Annotated in this window: 12 protein-coding genes; 9 read left to right on the top strand and 3 right to left on the bottom strand. The window is 61.5% G+C overall.

From position 1 onward, the window contains the following. Positions 1-45: 45 nt before the first annotated feature. Complete coding sequence (lon, locus tag AC07V4_RS14520; RefSeq protein WP_492637165.1) at positions 46-2,469, bottom strand: endopeptidase La; 2,424 nt, start codon at positions 2,467-2,469, stop codon at positions 46-48. Positions 2,470-2,600: 131 nt separating this feature from the next. Beyond that, on the bottom strand, positions 2,601-3,590 hold the full coding sequence (locus AC07V4_RS14525; protein WP_492637164.1) for a GntR family transcriptional regulator: 990 nt from the start codon (positions 3,588-3,590) through the stop codon (positions 2,601-2,603). Positions 3,591-3,924: 334 nt separating this feature from the next. On the opposite strand from AC07V4_RS14525, the gene AC07V4_RS14530 reads away from it, so the two are divergent. The 9 genes from AC07V4_RS14530 to AC07V4_RS14570 all read left to right on the top strand — a co-directional run bounded on the left by AC07V4_RS14530 (position 3,925) and on the right by AC07V4_RS14570 (position 14,171). After that, entirely contained in the window at positions 3,925-5,256 is a 1,332-nt protein-coding gene (locus AC07V4_RS14530) for an amidase (protein WP_492637163.1), read from the top strand. Positions 5,257-5,267: 11 nt separating this feature from the next. Further along, positions 5,268-6,146, top strand: a complete 879-nt coding sequence (locus AC07V4_RS14535) for a polysaccharide deacetylase family protein (protein ID WP_010212857.1) — start codon at positions 5,268-5,270, stop codon at positions 6,144-6,146. Positions 6,147-6,171: 25 nt separating this feature from the next. Continuing rightward, the gene (locus tag AC07V4_RS14540) at positions 6,172-7,512 is read left to right on the top strand and encodes an MFS transporter (protein WP_492637162.1); all 1,341 of its coding nucleotides are present in this window, start codon (positions 6,172-6,174) and stop codon (positions 7,510-7,512) included. A gap of 10 nt (positions 7,513-7,522) precedes the next feature. Further along, positions 7,523-8,284 (top strand): SDR family NAD(P)-dependent oxidoreductase, encoded by a 762-nt coding sequence (locus AC07V4_RS14545; RefSeq protein WP_492637161.1) that lies wholly within the window; start codon positions 7,523-7,525, stop codon positions 8,282-8,284. Positions 8,285-8,424: 140 nt separating this feature from the next. Further along, the gene (locus AC07V4_RS14550; protein ID WP_492637160.1) at positions 8,425-9,174 is read left to right on the top strand and encodes an SDR family NAD(P)-dependent oxidoreductase; all 750 of its coding nucleotides are present in this window, start codon (positions 8,425-8,427) and stop codon (positions 9,172-9,174) included. 13 nt (positions 9,175-9,187) lie between these two features. After that, the gene (locus AC07V4_RS14555; protein WP_492637159.1) at positions 9,188-9,484 is read left to right on the top strand and encodes a hypothetical protein; all 297 of its coding nucleotides are present in this window, start codon (positions 9,188-9,190) and stop codon (positions 9,482-9,484) included. After that, positions 9,481-10,455, top strand: coding sequence for a CobW family GTP-binding protein (locus AC07V4_RS14560; protein WP_492637158.1), 975 nt, complete (start codon positions 9,481-9,483; stop codon positions 10,453-10,455). The genes AC07V4_RS14555 and AC07V4_RS14560 overlap by 4 nt, the downstream gene beginning before the upstream one ends. After that, positions 10,452-11,627 carry an ABC transporter substrate-binding protein gene (locus tag AC07V4_RS14565; RefSeq protein WP_492637157.1) on the top strand — a complete coding sequence of 392 codons (1,176 nt, stop codon included), beginning with the start codon at positions 10,452-10,454 and terminating at the stop codon, positions 11,625-11,627. The genes AC07V4_RS14560 and AC07V4_RS14565 overlap by 4 nt, the downstream gene beginning before the upstream one ends. 207 nt (positions 11,628-11,834) lie before the next feature. Next, positions 11,835-14,171: a putative bifunctional diguanylate cyclase/phosphodiesterase gene (locus AC07V4_RS14570; RefSeq protein WP_492637156.1), complete on the top strand. Its 2,337-nt coding sequence runs from the start codon at positions 11,835-11,837 to the stop codon at positions 14,169-14,171. 183 nt (positions 14,172-14,354) lie between these two features. Here AC07V4_RS14570 and AC07V4_RS14575 read toward each other — a convergent pair whose 3' ends face one another. Then, positions 14,355-16,772, bottom strand: coding sequence for a glucose/quinate/shikimate family membrane-bound PQQ-dependent dehydrogenase (locus AC07V4_RS14575; protein WP_492637155.1), 2,418 nt, complete (start codon positions 16,770-16,772; stop codon positions 14,355-14,357). Between the last annotated feature and the right edge of the window lie 234 nt (positions 16,773-17,006).

Genomic DNA, 17,006 nt, shown 5'->3' on the forward strand with positions numbered 1-17,006 from the left:
GCCGGGCTTGCCCGCGATGAGGCCAGGCCAGGCACTACATGACTATCAGAAGAGCACTTTGGCCACATCCGCAAAGCGCTTGGCAAAGTGCACGGTCATGCCTTCCTTGAGGTACTCCGGCAGTTCTTCAAAGCTGCCACGGTTGGGTTCCGGCAAGATCAGCTCATGGATCTTCTGGCGCCGCGCCGCAATCACCTTCTCGCGAACCCCGCCAATCGGCAGCACATGCCCGGTCAACGTCAACTCGCCCGTCATCGCCACGCCTTTTTTCGGCGGCTGGTTACGCGCCAGGGACAGCAATGCACTGGCCATGGTCACCCCGGCACTTGGGCCGTCTTTCGGTGTGGCACCTTCCGGTACGTGCAAGTGCACGAAGGCTTCGTCGAAGAACTTCGGATCACCGCCAAACGACTTCAGGTTCGAACTGATGTAGCTGTACGCAATCTCGGCAGACTCCTTCATCACTTCACCCAACTGCCCGGTGAGCTTGAAGCCGCGGTTGAGCGTGTGAATGCGCGTCGCCTCGATTGGCAAGGTCGCGCCGCCCATGCTGGTCCAGGCCAGCCCGGTGATCACGCCGGTGCCGGACAGCACTTGCTCGTTACGGAACACCGGCATGCCCAGGGAGCTTTCCAGGTCCTTGTTGCCGATCTTGATCACCGAGTCCGGCTCATCCAGCAGTTTGACTACCGCTTTGCGCACCAGTTTGCCCAGCTGTTTCTCCAGCTGGCGCACCCCGGCCTCCCGCGCATAACCGTCGATCAAGGCGCGCAGCGCGCCGTCGCTGATGGTCAGGCTGGTTTTCGCCACGCCGGCTTTTTCCAACTGCTTGGGCCACAGGTGGCGCTTGGCGATGGCGACTTTTTCTTCGGTGATATAGCCCGACAGGCGAATCACTTCCATCCGGTCCAGCAACGGGCCGGGGATCGAGTCCAAGGTGTTGGCGGTGCAGACGAACAGCACTTTGGACAGGTCCAGGCGCAGGTCCAGGTAATGATCGAGGAATTCGACATTCTGCTCAGGGTCGAGGGTTTCCAGGAGGGCCGAAGCCGGATCGCCCTGGAAGCTTTGGCCCATCTTGTCGATCTCGTCGAGCATGATCACTGGGTTCATCACTTCCACATCCTTGAGCGCCTGCACCAGCTTGCCGGGCAGGGCGCCGATGTAGGTGCGGCGGTGGCCCTTGATCTCGGCCTCGTCGCGCATACCGCCAACGCTGAAGCGATAGAACGGCCGACCGAGGGACTCGGCGATGGATTTACCCACGCTGGTCTTGCCCACGCCCGGCGGGCCGACCAGCAACACGATGGAGCCGGCGACTTCACCTTTATAGGCGCCCACCGCGAGGAACTCGAGGATGCGGCTCTTGATGTCATCCAAGCCGGCATGGTGCTTATCCAGCACCTTGCGGGCGTGTTTCAGGTCGAGTTTGTCCTCGCCGTACACACCCCACGGCACGGCCGTCGCCCAGTCCAGGTAGTTGCGCGTGACGGCGTACTCCGGCGAGCCGGTTTCCAGGATCGACAGCTTGTTCATTTCTTCGCTGATGCGTTTCTGGGCCTGGGCCGGCAACACCTTGCCGACCAGACGCTGCTCGAACTGCTCGACGTCCGCGCTGCGATCATCCTTGGTCAGCCCCAGCTCCTGCTGGATGACCTTGAGCTGCTCTTTCAGGAAGAACTCACGCTGATGTTCGCCGATCTTGCGGTTCACTTCGGCAGAGAGTTCTTTTTGCAGGCGCGCGACTTCCACTTCTTTACGCAACATCGGCAGCACTTTTTCCATGCGCTTGAGCATGGGCACGCAGTCCAGCACCTCCTGCAACTCATTTCCGGTGGCCGAGGTCAGCGCGGCGGCGAAGTCGGTCAGCGGCGATGGATCGTTGGGGCTGAAGCGGTTGAGGTAGTTCTTCAGTTCTTCGCTGTACAGCGGGTTGAGCGGTAGCAGCTCCTTGATCGCATTGATCAACGCCATGCCATACGCCTTGACCTCGTCGGTCGGATCGCTGGGCTGATGCGGGTATTCAACTTCCACCAGGTACGGTGGGCGGTGGTGCTTGAGCCAGGTCTTGATGCGCACGCGGGTCAGGCCCTGGGCGACGAACTGCAGCTTGCCGTTCTCGCGGCTGGCGTGGTGCACCTTCACCAGGGTGCCGTACAGCGGCAGGCTGGAAGTATCGAAATGGCGTGGGTCTTCGGGCGGCGTGTCCATGAAAAACAGGGCAAGGGAGTGGTGGTCGGATTTGCTCACCAGCTCCAGGGTCTCGGCCCACGGCTCTTCATTGACGATCACCGGCAACACTTGCGCCGGAAAGAACGGGCGGTTGTGGATCGGGATGATGTAGACCTTGTCCGGCAGGTTTTGCCCAGGCAGGGCCAGGCCGGTGTTGGATGACGCTTCGTGTTCAGCGTTTTCGGGGTCGGCGTAGTCGTTGATGTCGTAATCAGGGAATGCTTGCTGGTCGCTCATGGGGCACCTGCATCAGGAAGTATGCAGGTTAGATGGGGCGGGGTTGGGGTGGTTTCAATGGGCAGGGGCAGTTCGCAACAAATTGCATGATTTTTTCAGCGCGCCGCTCCCACAGGTTGAATGGTGTTTAGTCAGCTGATTTTGTGCAGGTAGCTGGGCAGGGGTTGTTCAGGTAGCACCGACAGCACTTTGAGGCGCTGCAACATCCTCTGCCTGGCCCGCTGCAAATGCTCGCGCAGATTCAACGCCGCCGCATCAAACGCCCCATGCAGCAACAATTCTAGAATCAGTCGATGTTCGGCCAGCATCGCCGGATCGGCACCGATCCCCAGCAATCGGTAAAAAATTCGGCTGATGATCATGGGGCTCTGGCCTTGGCGGATCAGCGCGGCGATCTTGCGGTTTTGCAAGCCGGCCAGGCAGTGCTGATGCAAGTCCTCTTCGATCTGCTCGATGGCTTCCAGGCTGCACTGGGGGCTGTCCTGGGCGTCCAGCACGCGCTGTAGCATCGCTTCAAGCTGCTCGCGGTCGAGGTTCGGCGCGCTCTGGCGCAGGGCCTCGGGCTCCAGGCAGGCGCGCAGTTCGTAGTCTTCGGTGACTTCACGTGCGGTCAGAGGCCCTGCGAGCCATTGAGAGTAGGGCTCCTTTTCCACCAAGCCGCGGTCGCGCAGGCGCATCAATGCTTCCCGCACCACGGCACGGCTGACGCCGTAATGGTCAGCGGCGGCTTGTTCATCCAGGCGGTAATGGCCGAAGGCGATGCACGTGGACAGCGCCGCACCGATCTCTTCGACAATGCGCTCTCCCAACGGCCGTGTATCCACTAGCTCAACCTCACCATTGAGCCCCAGGTGCGCATGGCTCAAGGGCAGGCGCAGCGGCTCCATCGCCACACCATCGGGATTGATCAGGTAACCACGGCCATTGAAGCGGCAGATCAAGCCTTCGGCATGTAGCAGGTCCAGCGCCCTGCGCACCGGCACGCGACTGGTGCCGAACAATTCGGCCAGTGGCGCTTCCAGCAGAACCAGCCCATGGCGGGCGGTGCCGCTGGTGATCGCGTCACGCAACACTTGGTGAATCATCGCGTAGCGGGAGGCCGAGGCGGACACTGCTTTCATCGCGTTCTCTGGTCAGGTAGGGCGGTGGCCGAGGATTCTCTCATAAGTTGCGCCTGTCACTCTGTGCTACGACGGTGGCACTTTTCTGGGGCCGTGATGGCAGGCCTGTTACTTTTTTGCACTAAAATGTACTTATTAGTAAAAGATACATTATTTCAATCCGGCATTGCCCAAGAAGCTTTATCGGATTTTTTGTCGCCTCCCAGCCTCTCTATTCCGTGGTTATGGGAATTAAGCTGAGTCTGGCACAAAAGGTCTCGACTGAGACTGGCATGAAATCTGCCTTTGTAAAACGTACATTTTATTAATAAGTACGTTTTTAGAGGTCGTCACCATGTCAGACGCCACTTCAATGGCCGATGCTTTCGCCAGCGGTTGCAGCGATCCGGTACAGGTGCTCGAACAGGCACTGGTCCACGCGAACATGGCCCCTAGTGTGTTTATCTCCCTGACCTCCGAACGTGCCCGTCGTGAGGCCGAAGCTTCCGCCGCTCGTTGGCGCGCCGGCCAGCCGTTGAGTGTGTTCGATGGTGTGCCCCTGGCCTGGAAGGATTTGTTCGACGTGGCCGGCAGCATCACTACCGCTGGCGCCGCCTACCGTCGCAGTGCACCGGCCGCTGTGCTCGATGCGCCGAGTGTGGGCCTGTTGAGTCGCGCCGGGATGGTCAGCGTCGGCAAGACCAACCTCAGCGAACTGGCGTACTCCGGCCTGGGCCTGAACCCGCATTTCGGCACGCCGTGCAATCCCCATGGCACCGATCAGCCACGTATTCCTGGCGGTTCGTCTTCCGGTTCGGCGGTGGCCGTCGCCGCCGGGATTGTGCCGATTGCCATGGGCACCGACACCGCCGGCTCGATCCGTATCCCCGCCGCCCTCAATGGTCTGGTGGGCTACCGCAGCAGCAGCCGACGCTACAGCCGCGACGGTGTATTTCCCCTGGCCCACACCCTTGACAGCCTCGGCCCGTTGACCCGTAGCGTGCGCGATGCGCTGGCCATTGACGATCTGCTCAACGGCCGCACCCAGCAGCACATCCCCGGCAGCCTCAAAGGCCAGTGCTTTGTGCTGGAGCAAGGCGCACTGGAAGGCATCGAGCCGGCCGTACGCAGCAACCTGCTGCATGCGGTGGATCAATTGAACGCTGCCGGGGCGTTGATCACCGTGCGTCGGTCCGCCACGTTTGAGGCCACGCTGGAGCTAATCAAACACCACGGCTGGCTCGGCTCATTCGAAGCGTTCGCCCTGCATGAAACGTTGCTCGACAGCGCCGATGCCGAACAACTCGACCCCCGCGTGCGCAGCCGACTTGAAGCCGCACGCACCTTGCCCGCCAGCCAACTGGTTCACTTGCTCGATGCGCGTCGGCGCCTGCAACAGCAACTGATCGACGACCTCGATGGCGCGATCCTGATCACGCCCACCGTTGCCCATGTCGCCCCCGCCCTGGCACCACTGGAGGCCGACGACGAGCTGTTTGTCCAAACCAACCTCGCCACCCTGCGCCTGACCATGCCCGGCAGTTTGCTGGATATGCCGGGCGTGACCCTGCCCAGCGGGCGCGACGCCCTGGGGCTGCCCACCGGGCTGCTGCTCAGCGCCCCGACGGGGGAGGACGCTCGCGTGTTGCGCGCGGCGTTGTCCGTCGAATCCGTACTTAACGTTTAAGGAGACACACCATGGCTAAAGACATCCTTTGTGCATTTGGCGTCGACGTTGACGCCGTCGCCGGCTGGCTCGGTTCCTACGGCGGAGAAGACTCGCCGGACGATATTTCTCGCGGCCTGTTTGCGGGTGAAGTCGGTGCGCCACGCCTGCTCAAGTTGTTCGAGCGCTACGGCTTGCGTACCACCTGGTTTATCCCCGGCCACTCGATGGAAACCTTCCCCGAGCAGATGAAGGCGGTGGCCGACGCCGGCCATGAAATCGGCGTGCACGGCTACAGCCATGAAAATCCCATCGCGATGACCGCCGAGCAGGAAGAAATCGTGCTCGACAAGTCCATCGAACTGATCACCCAGGTCACCGGCAAACGCCCCACTGGCTACGTCGCACCCTGGTGGGAGTTCAGCAAGGTCACCAACGAACTGCTGCTGAAAAAAGGCATCAAGTACGACCACAGCCTGATGCACAACGACTTTCACCCCTACTACGTACGCAAGGGCGACAGCTGGACCAAGATCGACTACAGCCAGCACCCCGACACCTGGATGAAACCCCTGGTGCGCGGTGAAGAAACCGACCTGGTGGAGATCCCGGCCAACTGGTACCTCGATGACCTGCCGCCGATGATGTTCATCAAGAAAGCCCCTAACAGCCACGGCTTCGTCAACCCGCGTCACCTGGAGGAGATGTGGCGCGATCAGTTCGATTGGGTCTATCGCGAGCACGAGCATGCGGTGTTCACCATGACCATCCACCCCGACGTGTCCGGTCGCCCGCAAGTGTTGCTGATGCTTGAACGTCTGATCGAACACATCCAGAGCCATGCCGGCGTGCGCTTCGTCACGTTCGATGAAATCGCCGATGACTTCATTCGCCGCCAACCCCGTACCTGACTCCTTAATCCCCGAGGCGCGCCCCATGTCCATTTACAACAAGCTTGACCTGACTGGCTGGAAACCCCGGCAACTGACGTCCCAGGAAGTGCGCTTCGCCACCTGGATCGCGTTTTTCGCCTGGGTGTTTGCGGTGTATGACTTCATTCTGTTCGGCACGTTGCTGCCGGAGATCGGCCGGCATTTTGGCTGGGGTGAAGTGGAGCAAGCCGAGATCGCGACATGGGTGGCGGTGGGCACGGCGGTGGTCGCCTTTGCCATTGGGCCCGTGGTCGATAAGTTGGGGAGGCGCAAAGGCATTATCTTTACCGTCGCAGGTTCCGCGTTGTGTTCGGCGCTGACGGCGATTGGTGGGGCGTGGGGTAAGTCGCCACTGATCCTGATCCGTTCGTTGGGTGGTCTGGGTTATGCCGAGGAAACCGTCAACGCCACGTATTTGAGCGAGCTGTATGGCGCTTCGCAAGATCCGCGTCTGACCAAGCGTCGTGGCTTCATCTACAGCCTGGTGCAGGGCGGTTGGCCGGTCGGTGCGTTGATCGCCGCCGGGCTGACCGCGTTGTTGCTGCCGATCATCGGCTGGCAGGGCTGCTTCATTTTCGCCGCGATCCCGGCCATCGTGATCGCGATCATGGCGCGCAAGCTCAAGGAAAGCCCGCAGTTCCAAATCCACCAACGCATCAGCGAACTGCGAAAAAACGGCGCGGTGAAAGAAGCACAAAACGTCGCCGTGACCTACGGCGTGGACTACGACGAACACAGCAAGGCCGGTCTCAAAGCCGCGTTCCGTGGCCCGGCCCGTCGCGCCACCTTGGTGATCGGTGCGGCGCTGTTGCTCAACTGGGCGGCAATCCAGGTGTTCAGCGTGCTCGGTACTTCGGTGATCGTCAGCGTGCACCACATCTCGTTCGAAAACTCGCTGATCATCCTGGTGCTGTCCAACCTGGTGGGTTACTGCGGTTACCTCAGTCACGGCTGGATGGGCGACAAGATCGGCCGCCGCAACGTGATCGGCCTGGGCTGGATGCTCGGTGGGTTGTCGTTTGCCGGGATGCTATTTGGCCCGAGCAGCATGCCGATGGTGGTCGGGCTGTACAGCCTGGGCCTGTTCTTCCTGATCGGGCCGTACTCGGCGGCGCTGTTTTTCATCAGTGAAAGTTTCCCCACCAGCATCCGCGCGACAGGTGGCGCGATCATCCATGCCATGGGGCCGATTGGTGCCGTGGTCGCAGGCTTTGGCGCGACCCAGGTGTTGTCCGCCGGCAGTGACTGGCAAACCGCCGCGCTGTGGTTCGGTGCATTGCCATGTTTCTTGTCCGGAGCCCTGATGTTTGCCGCGCGTCATGTGCGCCCGGAAACTGTCCAGTAAGGAGTGTTCGATGAGTCATAAAGTTGCCTTGATTACCGGTGCCGCCAGCGGTATCGGCCAAGCCCTTGCCGTGGCCTATGCACGCAGCGGCGTGGCGATGGTTGGCGGGTACTACCCGGCCGACCCCCATGATCCGCAGACCACGATTTCTCTGGTGGAAGAGGCGGGCGGTAAGTGCCTGATGTTGCCGCTCGACGTGGGTGACACGGCTTCGGTGGACGCGCTGGCGGCCCAGGCCGTGGAGCATTTCGGGCGCCTGGATTACGCCGTGGCCAATGCCGGCCTGCTACGCCGCGCACCGCTGCTGGAGATGACCGATGAGCTGTGGGACGAGATGCTCAATGTCGACCTCACGGGGGTGATGCGCACCTTCCGCGCGGCGGCTCGATACATGGGCGAGGGCGGTGCGCTGGTGGCGATTTCATCGATTGCCGGTGGTGTGTATGGCTGGCAGGAGCACAGTCACTATGCCGCAGCGAAGGCTGGCGTGCCGGGGTTGTGTCGGTCGCTGGCGGTGGAATTGGCGCCTAAGGGCATCCGTTGCAACGCGGTGATTCCGGGGTTGATCGAGACGCCGCAGTCTCTCGATGCGAAGAACTCGCTGGGGCCGGAAGGCTTGGCCAAAGCGGCGCGCGCGATTCCATTGGGTCGGGTAGGGCGGGCGGATGAAGTGGCGTCGTTGGTGCAGTTTTTGACCAGTGATGCCTCCAGCTACCTGACCGGCCAGAGCATCATCATTGACGGTGGCCTGACCGTACGCTGGCCTGACTAAGGGGTGTACTGAATCCAAATGTGGGAGGGGGCTTGCCCCCGATGGCAGTGGTTCAGACAAAGCAACTGTGACTGATACACCGCTATCGGGGGCAAGCCCCCTCCCACAGTGGAACTGTGTTTGTTTCGGGAGAATTTTGTATGAACCAACTGACCAACCGCCGCGCGGTGATCACCGGCGCCGGCAGCGGCATCGGTGCCGCCATCGCCCGTGCCTACGCCGCTGAAGGCGCGCGCCTGGTGCTGGCCGACCGCAACGCCGCCAGCCTCGCGGAAACGGCGATCACCTGCCGTAACCTCGGCTCCGAGGTGTTCGAATGCCTGGCCGATGTCGGCAGCGTCGAAGGCGCCCAGGCCAGTGTCGACCGTTGCGTGGAGCACTTCGGCGGCATCGATATCCTGGTCAACAACGCAGGCATGCTCACCCAGGCACGCTGCGTCGACCTGTCCATCGAGATGTGGAACGACATGCTGCGCATCGACCTCACCAGTGTATTCGTCGCCAGCCAGCGCGCCTTGCCCCATATGCTCGCGCAGCGCTGGGGACGGATCATCAATGTGGCCTCGCAACTGGGCATCAAGGGCGGTGCCGAACTGACCCATTACGCGGCGGCCAAGGCTGGGGTCATCGGCTTTACCAAGTCCCTGGCGCTGGAAGTGGCCAAGGATAATGTGCTGGTCAATGCCATTGCCCCAGGGCCGATCGAGACGCCATTGGTGGGTGGTATCAGCGAGGAATGGAAACGCGCCAAGGCGGCGGAATTGCCTCTGGGGCGCTTCGGCCTGGCCGATGAAGTGGCGCCTACCGCCGTGCTGCTCGCCAGCGAGCCAGGTGGCAACCTGTTCGTCGGCCAGACCCTGGGCCCTAACTCCGGCGATGTCATGCCATGAGCGGGGTGTAGTCATGTGCGGACTTTGTGGCTTGCTCGGCGAAGACCTGCACTGGAGCGACCCCTTGGGCGATGAGCTGCCCAGGCGCCGCGAGCGTCTGCGTCGGATCGCGGCGATCAATCAGGTGCTCGCGGTGTTCCGACTCAAGGTCGAGGATTTTCAGGGTGCTTCTTATCTGCTGCTTGGCGCCACCGGCAAACAGGCGTTGGCGAGTGGCCTGGATCAGCTGTGGCAGGCGGCCGAAAGCATGCTTGGGCGACCGCTGGACCCGCTTGATCCACGTTTGCTTGATCACTTGGAGTCAGCATGAGCATCGCCCTCAACGTCATAACCGGCTTCCTCGGCAGCGGCAAAACCACTTTGCTCAAGCGCTTGCTGCGGGACGAAAGCCTCGGCGACACGGCGTTGCTGATCAACGAGTTCGGCGATGTCGGCATCGATCATCTGCTGGTGGAAGAAGTTGCACCGGACACCGTGCTGCTGCCCAGCGGCTGCGTGTGCTGCTCGATTCGTGGCGAGTTGAAAGAGGCGCTGCTTGGCCTGCTGCAGCGTCGCGAGCGCGGTGAAATCCCGGCCTTCAAACGGGTGATCCTGGAAACCACCGGTCTGGCCGACCCGGCGCCGATCCTCGCCACCTTGAACAACGATGTGCAACTGCGCGGGCGTTTTCATATCGGTCTGGTGATTACCTTGGTTGACGCCAGCCACGCCGAACTGCAAGAGCGCTTGCACCCGGAGTGGCTGGCCCAGGTTGCCGCGGCTGATCGGCTGCTGTTGAGCAAGACGGATCTGGCGGGCGACTGCGAGCCATTGCGTGCGCACCTGCGGGCGCTCAACGCCGGTACGCCGATCCTTGATACTCATGAGGTTCACAGCGGTGATCAATTATTGCTCGGCGAAGGTTTGCGCAGCACCGAACCTGCTGCTGAAGTGAGCCGCTGGCAACTGCATCACGCCACAACGGCTTCCCACGGTACGGCGCAGGTGTGTTGCCTGACCTTCGACCAGCCGTTGGACTGGATCGGCTTCGGGGTGTGGTTATCGATGCTGTTAAGATGCCATGGCGAACGAATCCTTCGTGTCAAAGGACTGCTCAACGTGAATGCAAGCTCGGCCCCCATCGTCATTCATGGCGTGCAGCATTGCCTGCATGCCCCGGTTCACTTGCCCGCATGGCCTGGCAGTGACCGGCAATCACGCCTGGTATTTATCCTGCGTGGCCTTGAGCCGGCGCTGTTGCGTCGCTCCTTTGAGGTGTTTTCACGGCGGTTCGCGGCATGATCACCTTACGTGTTCTGGGCACTTCGGTGACCCTGCTCGAATGCTTGCGCGTGCGTGCCGAACAGGAACTGGGCATTCGCCTGGTGTACCAGGTGCATGATGTCGAGCAAGCCCAACGTATCGCCGTCATGCAGCCTGACAGCTACGACCTGTACGACCAGTGGTTCCACAACGTCGACTTCGTGTGGCCGGCGCGGGCGATCCAGCCCATCGACACCCGGCGTATTGCGCTGTGGCATGAGATCAACGACTTGCCCAAGCGCGGTCGTCTGTCGGCCCATGATCGCCTGGGCAGCGGCAGTGTGCCCAGCGAGCGCTTGTTCGTGCAGCACGACGGCAGCCTAGGCAGCACAGTGACTGAACGCATCAGCATGCTGCCGCTGACCCATAACGCCGACAGCTTCGCCTACCGTCCCGAGCGCTTGCCTGAGGGGTTCAGCCATGGCAATGAAAGCTGGGGCTGGCTGCTGGACCCGGCCTGGCGCGCGCGCACCGCACTGCAAAGCGACGCCGCCATCGGTGCCCTCGATGCTGCTTTGGCGGTGCAGGGCGCGGGCCTGGCGCAGTTCAAGGATATCGGCAACATGAGCATCGAAGAAATCGATGTACTCGCCGATATCTTGGTGCGCAAGCAGAAGGAAGGGCACTTCGCTGCATTTTGGTCAGATGATGAAGAGGCCGCGCAATTGATGCTCAGCCCGAGTATCGATATCCAGAGCCTATGGTCGCCGACCTTGATGCGCTTGCATCGCGCCGGGGTGAAATACCGCCTGGCAGTGCCTCGCGAAGGCTATCGCGCCTGGTTTGGCGGCTTGTCGTTGTCGCGTCATGCTCAAGGCCCGGTGTTGGATGCGGCCTATGCCTACCTCAATTGGTGGCTGTCAGGCTGGCCCGGAGCGGTGATGGCCCGCCAGGGTTACTACATCGGCAACCCGGCGCGCAGCCGCGATCACTTGAGCAGCGCTGAATGGGATTACTGGTACGCCGGCAAGCCTGCGCGGGAGGAACTGCCAGGCAGTGATGGCTTGCCCCTGATCGATGTGGGCGAAGTGCGTGATGGCGGTTCTTATGAACAACGCATGGGGCATGTCGCGGTATGGAATTCGGTAATGGATGAGCATAACTACCTCGTACGGCGCTGGGGGGACTTTATGCGCGCGCGCAGCGCTTGATCCGGCTACGCCCTTGTCGCCAGAAAAATGACGCTAAAGTTCCAGGTTTTATTGGGTGTACTTATCCAATGTCCGAGCTAATCTGCTAAAACAGAATATTCAATCCAAATGAATGTTTTTTTGACGCCAGGTTAGCAGTCGTCAGGGATAGGTATGGCAAAGGGACGGATTGGCAGAGAGCGGCGAACACTGCCCGAGGGCACTGCGATGAGGTGGCGCCATACATTCCAAACCCGCATTGCAGGGGTGCTGGCGCTGTTGCTGCTGGTGGTGGTGGCGGCCACCTATTTTGCCGTCAAGGCTGCTACCACTCGCGCCGTGGAGAACCAGGCCGAGGTGCAGTTGGAAACCGGTCGCCAAGTGTTCGAACGCCTGCTGGACTTGCGCGGGCGTCGACTGCAATACGGGTTGGACTGGCTCACCGTCGATGGCCCTTTCAAGCAAGCCGTGGTCGATGGCGGCACCGAACCGATCCTGACCGTGCTGCGTCGCCACGGCACCGGTATCAGCTCCAGCGAGGTCTTTGTGCTGGGCCTGGATGGCCAGGTCATGGTCAGTACCCTGCCGTTACTCAGCCGTGGCCAGTTGTTTCCCTATGACGATGTATTGCGCCAGGCGCGGCGCAGTGGCCAACAAATGTTGATCGTGGCCATGGACGGGCAGCCTTATCTGCTGGTGCAGGATGAGGTCCTCTACCCGCAGCCCATTGCCCGAGTGGTCATGGGCTTTCCCATGGACACGAAGTTCGCCAATGAACTGCGTTCCATGAGCAACCTGGAGGTATCGTTTCTCAGTGTGCAGAACGGTCAAGTCGGCGATCTGTTCACCACTCAGCCCTACGAATATCAGGCCAGCATCATCGATAGCCTGCGTGACGTGCAGTTGAACCCCGAAGCGCAGTTCAGCGTGTTTTATGGGCAGCGTGTACTCAGCCAGGTGTTGTCGCTGGCCAATACCGGCGACGGCGACCAGGTGCGTGTGTTGCTGCAAAGCCCGCTGGACCACGCGTTGGAATCCTTTGCACCGCTGGACCGGCAATTTCTCGGGATTGCCTTGGCCGTGCTGTTGGTTTCGCTGGCGGCAGCGCTGCTGATGGCGCGTCGTGTATCGCGACCACTCAATGCGTTGGTGGTGGCGGCCGAGCGGATCGGTGCCGGTGACTACCGCACGGTGGTGCAGGTGCGCAGCCACGACGAATTTGGTTTGCTGGCCCGGGCTTTCAATGCGATGCAAAGTGGCATTGCCGTGCGTGAACGGCAGCTGGCCCATAACGCCTTGCATGATTCGCTCACCGGCCTGCCCAATCGTGCCCTGGCGATGGAGCGCCTGGGCAGTGCGATCAGCGCGCAACGCCCGGTGGTGTTGCTGTACATCGGCATCGAAAACTATCGGCTGATCAATGAAGGCTTTGGCCCTGAAGGTGTCGAAGACATGTTGCGCGAAGCCAGCCGCTGTCTGTCCATGAGCCTGCTCGCGAGCGACACCGCTGCACGTCTCGCGGGTAGCGAATTTCTGCTGTTGCTGGAAAACACCGAGATCGACCGCGCCGTGGCCCGTGCCGACCGGCTATATGGGCTGCTCACTGAGCCCCAACGCATCGGCCATGATGAAGTGCGTCATGAGGTCAGCATTGGTATTGCCGCGTATCCTGCCGACGGCCAGCAGGTGGAAGAGCTGATCAGCCGCGCCGCCATCGCCCGGCATGATGCGGCGACCTTGCCGGGCCATTTGCAAATCTACCAACAGGACCGCGATTTGGCCCACCAGCGCCAGATCACCCTGATCCGCGACTTGCGCCGCGCGGTGATCGAGGGCGAATTGTTCCTGTGTTACCAGCCCAAGCTCGACCTCAACCACGGCCACGTGCGCCAGGCCGAAGCACTGTTGCGCTGGCAGCATCCGACCCTGGGCCAGGTGTCGCCCACCGAATTCATCCCCCTGGCCGAGCGCACCGGCAGCATGAGGGCCCTGACCTTATGGGTCATCGAAGAAGCGATCCGGCAAATTGCCGAATGGGAGCAACGGGGCTTGCATATCCAGCTGTCGGTGAATATCTCAGTGGACGACTTGGCCGATGACGACCTGGCCATTCGCGTCACCGCTTTGCTGATGCAATACGAAGTGGCCGCCGAGCAACTGATCTTTGAGATCACCGAAAGCGCGATCATGCACAACCCGCAGCAGGCCCTCAGCGTGCTCGAACAACTGCGTGGCTGTGGCATCAGCCTGTCGGTGGACGATTTCGGCACAGGTTATTCGTCGCTGGCGCAATTGCAGCGCCTGCCGGTGCAGGAGTTGAAGATCGACCAGTCGTTTGTGCGCAATCTCGACAGCACCACGGGTGATGGCGTGATCGTGCGTTCGACTATCGAAATGAGCCACAACCTGGGGCTCAAGGTGGTGGCCGAGGGCGTGGAGTTCGAGCCCAGCCTGAAATTGCTCAAGCAGTGGAAGTGCGACACCGCCCAGGGCTACCTGATCAGCCGGCCCTTGAATGCCATGGCCTTCGAGATGTGGATGCGGCGTGAGCGGGTGTTGGTCTAGAGGCAGATGCCGTCCAATGTGGGAGGGGGCTTGCCCCCGATGACGGAGTGTCAGTCACAGCAGAGGTTGACTGAACCACTGCAATCGGGGGCAAGCCCCCCTCCCACATTTAGTCCAGAGCAGGGCATGAAAAAAGGCGGCTACCTGTAGAGGTAGCCGCCTTTGTTTTGCCGCCGGTATTGCTTAGTCCGGCAGTTTGAACGCCATCACGTAGTCACCCTGCTTGGTGCCCAGGGAGCCGTGACCGCCGGCCATGACCAGCACATATTGCTTGCCGTCCTTGCCGGTGTAGGTCATCGGGGTGGTTTGCGCGCCTGCTGGCAGGCGGCCTTCCCACAGTTGCTTGCCGTTTTTCACGTCATAGGCGCGCAGGTACTGGTCCAGGGTACCGCTGAGGAACGCTACGCCACCGGCAGTGGTGAACGTGCCGCCCAGGCTAGGTACGCCCATGGTCAGCGGGACCGGAACTGGTGAGCTGTCGCGCACGGTGCCGTTCTTGTGCATCCAGATGGTTTTGTGGGTGGTCAGGTCGACCGCCGCCACATAACCCCAGGCCGGCGCCTGGCACGGCAGGCCCATCGGCGACAGCAGCGCTTCGAGGATCACGCCGTAGGGCGCGCCTTTGTTCGGCTGTACGCCTTCGGTTTCGCTCACGCGAGGGCCTTGCTTGGCGATGTCGGCAGCCGGGATCAGTTTCGATTTGAACGCCATGTAGCTCGGGTTCACGAAGGCGATCTGGCGGACCGGGTCGACGGAGATACCACCCCAGTCGAACACGCCGAAGTTACCTGGGTACACGATCGAGCCTTGCAGCGATGGCGGCGTGAAGGGGCCGTCATAACGCATCGACTTGAAGTCGATCCGGCAGATCAGTTGGTCGAACGGTGTCACGCCCCACATGTCGCGCTCTTTGAGCGGCGGTGGCATGAAGTTCAGGTCGGACTTCGGTTGGGTCGGGGAGGTGTGATCGCCGGCCACTGCGCCTTGCGGTACAGGGATTTCGTTGATCGGCACGACCGGTTGACCATTGCTGCGGTCCAGTACGTAGATGCTGCCTTGCTTGGTCGATGCCATCACCGCTTGCTTGACGCCGTCAGCGGTCTTGATGTCGATCAGCGAAGGCTGGCCGCCCACGTCCATGTCCCACAGGTCATGGTGAGTGAACTGGAAGGTCCACTTCACGTGGCCGGTGTCGATGTCCAGCGCGGTCAGGCCAGCGCTGTACTTCTCGGAGGCCGGGGTACGGTCGCCGCCATACTGGTCGGGCATCTGGTTGCCCATCGGCAGGTACAGCATGCCGAGTTTTTCATCGACGCTGAACATGGACCACATGTTCGGCGAGTTGCGGGTGTAGGTCTTGCCTTCGGCCAACGGAGTAGTGTCGTCCGGATTGCCGCTGTCCCAGTTCCACACCAGCTTGCCGGTGTGCACGTCGAACGCGCGGATCACGCCGCTTGGCTCGTCGGTGGAGACGTTGTCGGTCACGTGACCGCCGATCACGACCAGGTTTTTGGTCACGGCCGGTGGCGAAGTGGAATAGTAACCGCCTGGGGCGAAGCTGCCGATGTTGGCACGCAGGTCGACCTGGCCTTTGTCACCGAAGTCTTCGCACATCTTGCCGGTGTCGGCGTTCAGGGCGATCAGACGGGTGTCGGCAGTCGGTACGAAAATGCGTTTCGGGCACACGGCGCTGACGGGCGCGGTGCTGGCGCTGCCGGTAGGGCTTTGCTCGGAGGCGTACACAGCGTCATCGTGATACGACACGCCACGGCAGGTCATGTGTGCCCAGCCCTTGAAGCTCGCCGCACCTTGGGTGCTGAGTTTCGGGTCGAAGCGCCAGATTTCCTTGCCGGTGTCCGGGTCCAGGGCAATTACCTGGCTGTGCGGCGTGCACACGTAGAGCATGCCGTTGACTTTCAGCGGGGTGTTTTCCGCGGTGGTTTCACCAGGATCGCCCGGGCCAGGGATGTCACCGGTACGGTAAGTCCAGGCCGGCACCAGCTTGTGAGCGTTTTCCGGGGTGATCTGCGCCAGTGGCGAGTAACGGTCACCGAAAGCCGAGCGGCCATAGGAGTTCCACTCACCGTCAGCCTGGCTCGGCGCTGCACTGGCCATGCCTGGTACGGCGTCGCGATCCAGTTGGCCGGTCTTGACCATCTCACCTGGGTTGGTGAATTGGCTGGCCAAGGCGGTAGCACCCGCCAGCACCACGGCTACGCTAAGCGCGCCAGTGCCCAGCGGAGCAGCTTGGCCACGCAGCAGCGGGCGGCGGAACCACGGGAGCAGCATGACGATGCCCAAGGCGAACAACAGGGCCAGGCGTGGCACCAACTGCCACCAGTCCAGGCCGACTTCCCACAGTGCCCACACGGTACTGGCGAACAGCACCAGTGCGTACAGGCCCAGCGCAGTGCGGCGGGTGGCCAGCAGCAAAACGCCGGTCAGGGCGATGCCGATACCGGCCAGCAGGTAATACAGCGACCCGCCGAGCATGCTCAGCTTGACGCCACCGGCCAACAAGGCCAGGCCCATGATCAGCAGCAAGACGCCTAGCAGCCTGGGCAGCAGGCGGCTTGGGCTTGAGGCACCATCAGTGCTCATAGTGTGTTTCTCCGTTACGTTGGAATTATGTAACCCCGTGCTTCACTGTAGATGACGATTCGGCGCGGGCTTGGTTCATCGTTGTTTTTGCTTTTTCTTGGGATCGCGGGGTTATCCACAGGCGGACGATTTATTCCCAGGCGCAGGTCGGGATAAGACAGCGCTGTCTTTGGCGAGAGAAAAATTCGGCAAGATGGGATCGACCGCAGGAGTGAAACGTTTCAGTTTATTGCC

The organism is Pseudomonas sp. GW821-FHT03A09, from assembly GCF_059421065.1.

Excerpts from the sequence above, each read along its gene's own strand:
- AC07V4_RS14575 (WP_492637155.1), bottom strand. The coding sequence starts at position 16,772 with ATGAGCACTGATGGTGCCTCAAGCCCAAGCCGCCTGCTGCCCAGGCTG.
- AC07V4_RS14540 (WP_492637162.1), top strand. The coding sequence starts at position 6,172 with ATGTCCATTTACAACAAGCTTGACCTGACTGGCTGGAAACCCCGGCAA.
- AC07V4_RS14525 (WP_492637164.1), bottom strand. The coding sequence starts at position 3,590 with ATGAAAGCAGTGTCCGCCTCGGCCTCCCGCTACGCGATGATTCACCAA.
- AC07V4_RS14565 (WP_492637157.1), top strand. The coding sequence starts at position 10,452 with ATGATCACCTTACGTGTTCTGGGCACTTCGGTGACCCTGCTCGAATGC.
- AC07V4_RS14530 (WP_492637163.1), top strand. The coding sequence starts at position 3,925 with ATGTCAGACGCCACTTCAATGGCCGATGCTTTCGCCAGCGGTTGCAGC.
- AC07V4_RS14545 (WP_492637161.1), top strand. The coding sequence starts at position 7,523 with ATGAGTCATAAAGTTGCCTTGATTACCGGTGCCGCCAGCGGTATCGGC.
- AC07V4_RS14535 (WP_010212857.1), top strand. The coding sequence starts at position 5,268 with ATGGCTAAAGACATCCTTTGTGCATTTGGCGTCGACGTTGACGCCGTC.
- AC07V4_RS14560 (WP_492637158.1), top strand. The coding sequence starts at position 9,481 with ATGAGCATCGCCCTCAACGTCATAACCGGCTTCCTCGGCAGCGGCAAA.
- lon (WP_492637165.1), bottom strand. The coding sequence starts at position 2,469 with ATGAGCGACCAGCAAGCATTCCCTGATTACGACATCAACGACTACGCC.
- AC07V4_RS14555 (WP_492637159.1), top strand. The coding sequence starts at position 9,188 with ATGTGCGGACTTTGTGGCTTGCTCGGCGAAGACCTGCACTGGAGCGAC.
- AC07V4_RS14570 (WP_492637156.1), top strand. The coding sequence starts at position 11,835 with ATGAGGTGGCGCCATACATTCCAAACCCGCATTGCAGGGGTGCTGGCG.
- AC07V4_RS14550 (WP_492637160.1), top strand. The coding sequence starts at position 8,425 with ATGAACCAACTGACCAACCGCCGCGCGGTGATCACCGGCGCCGGCAGC.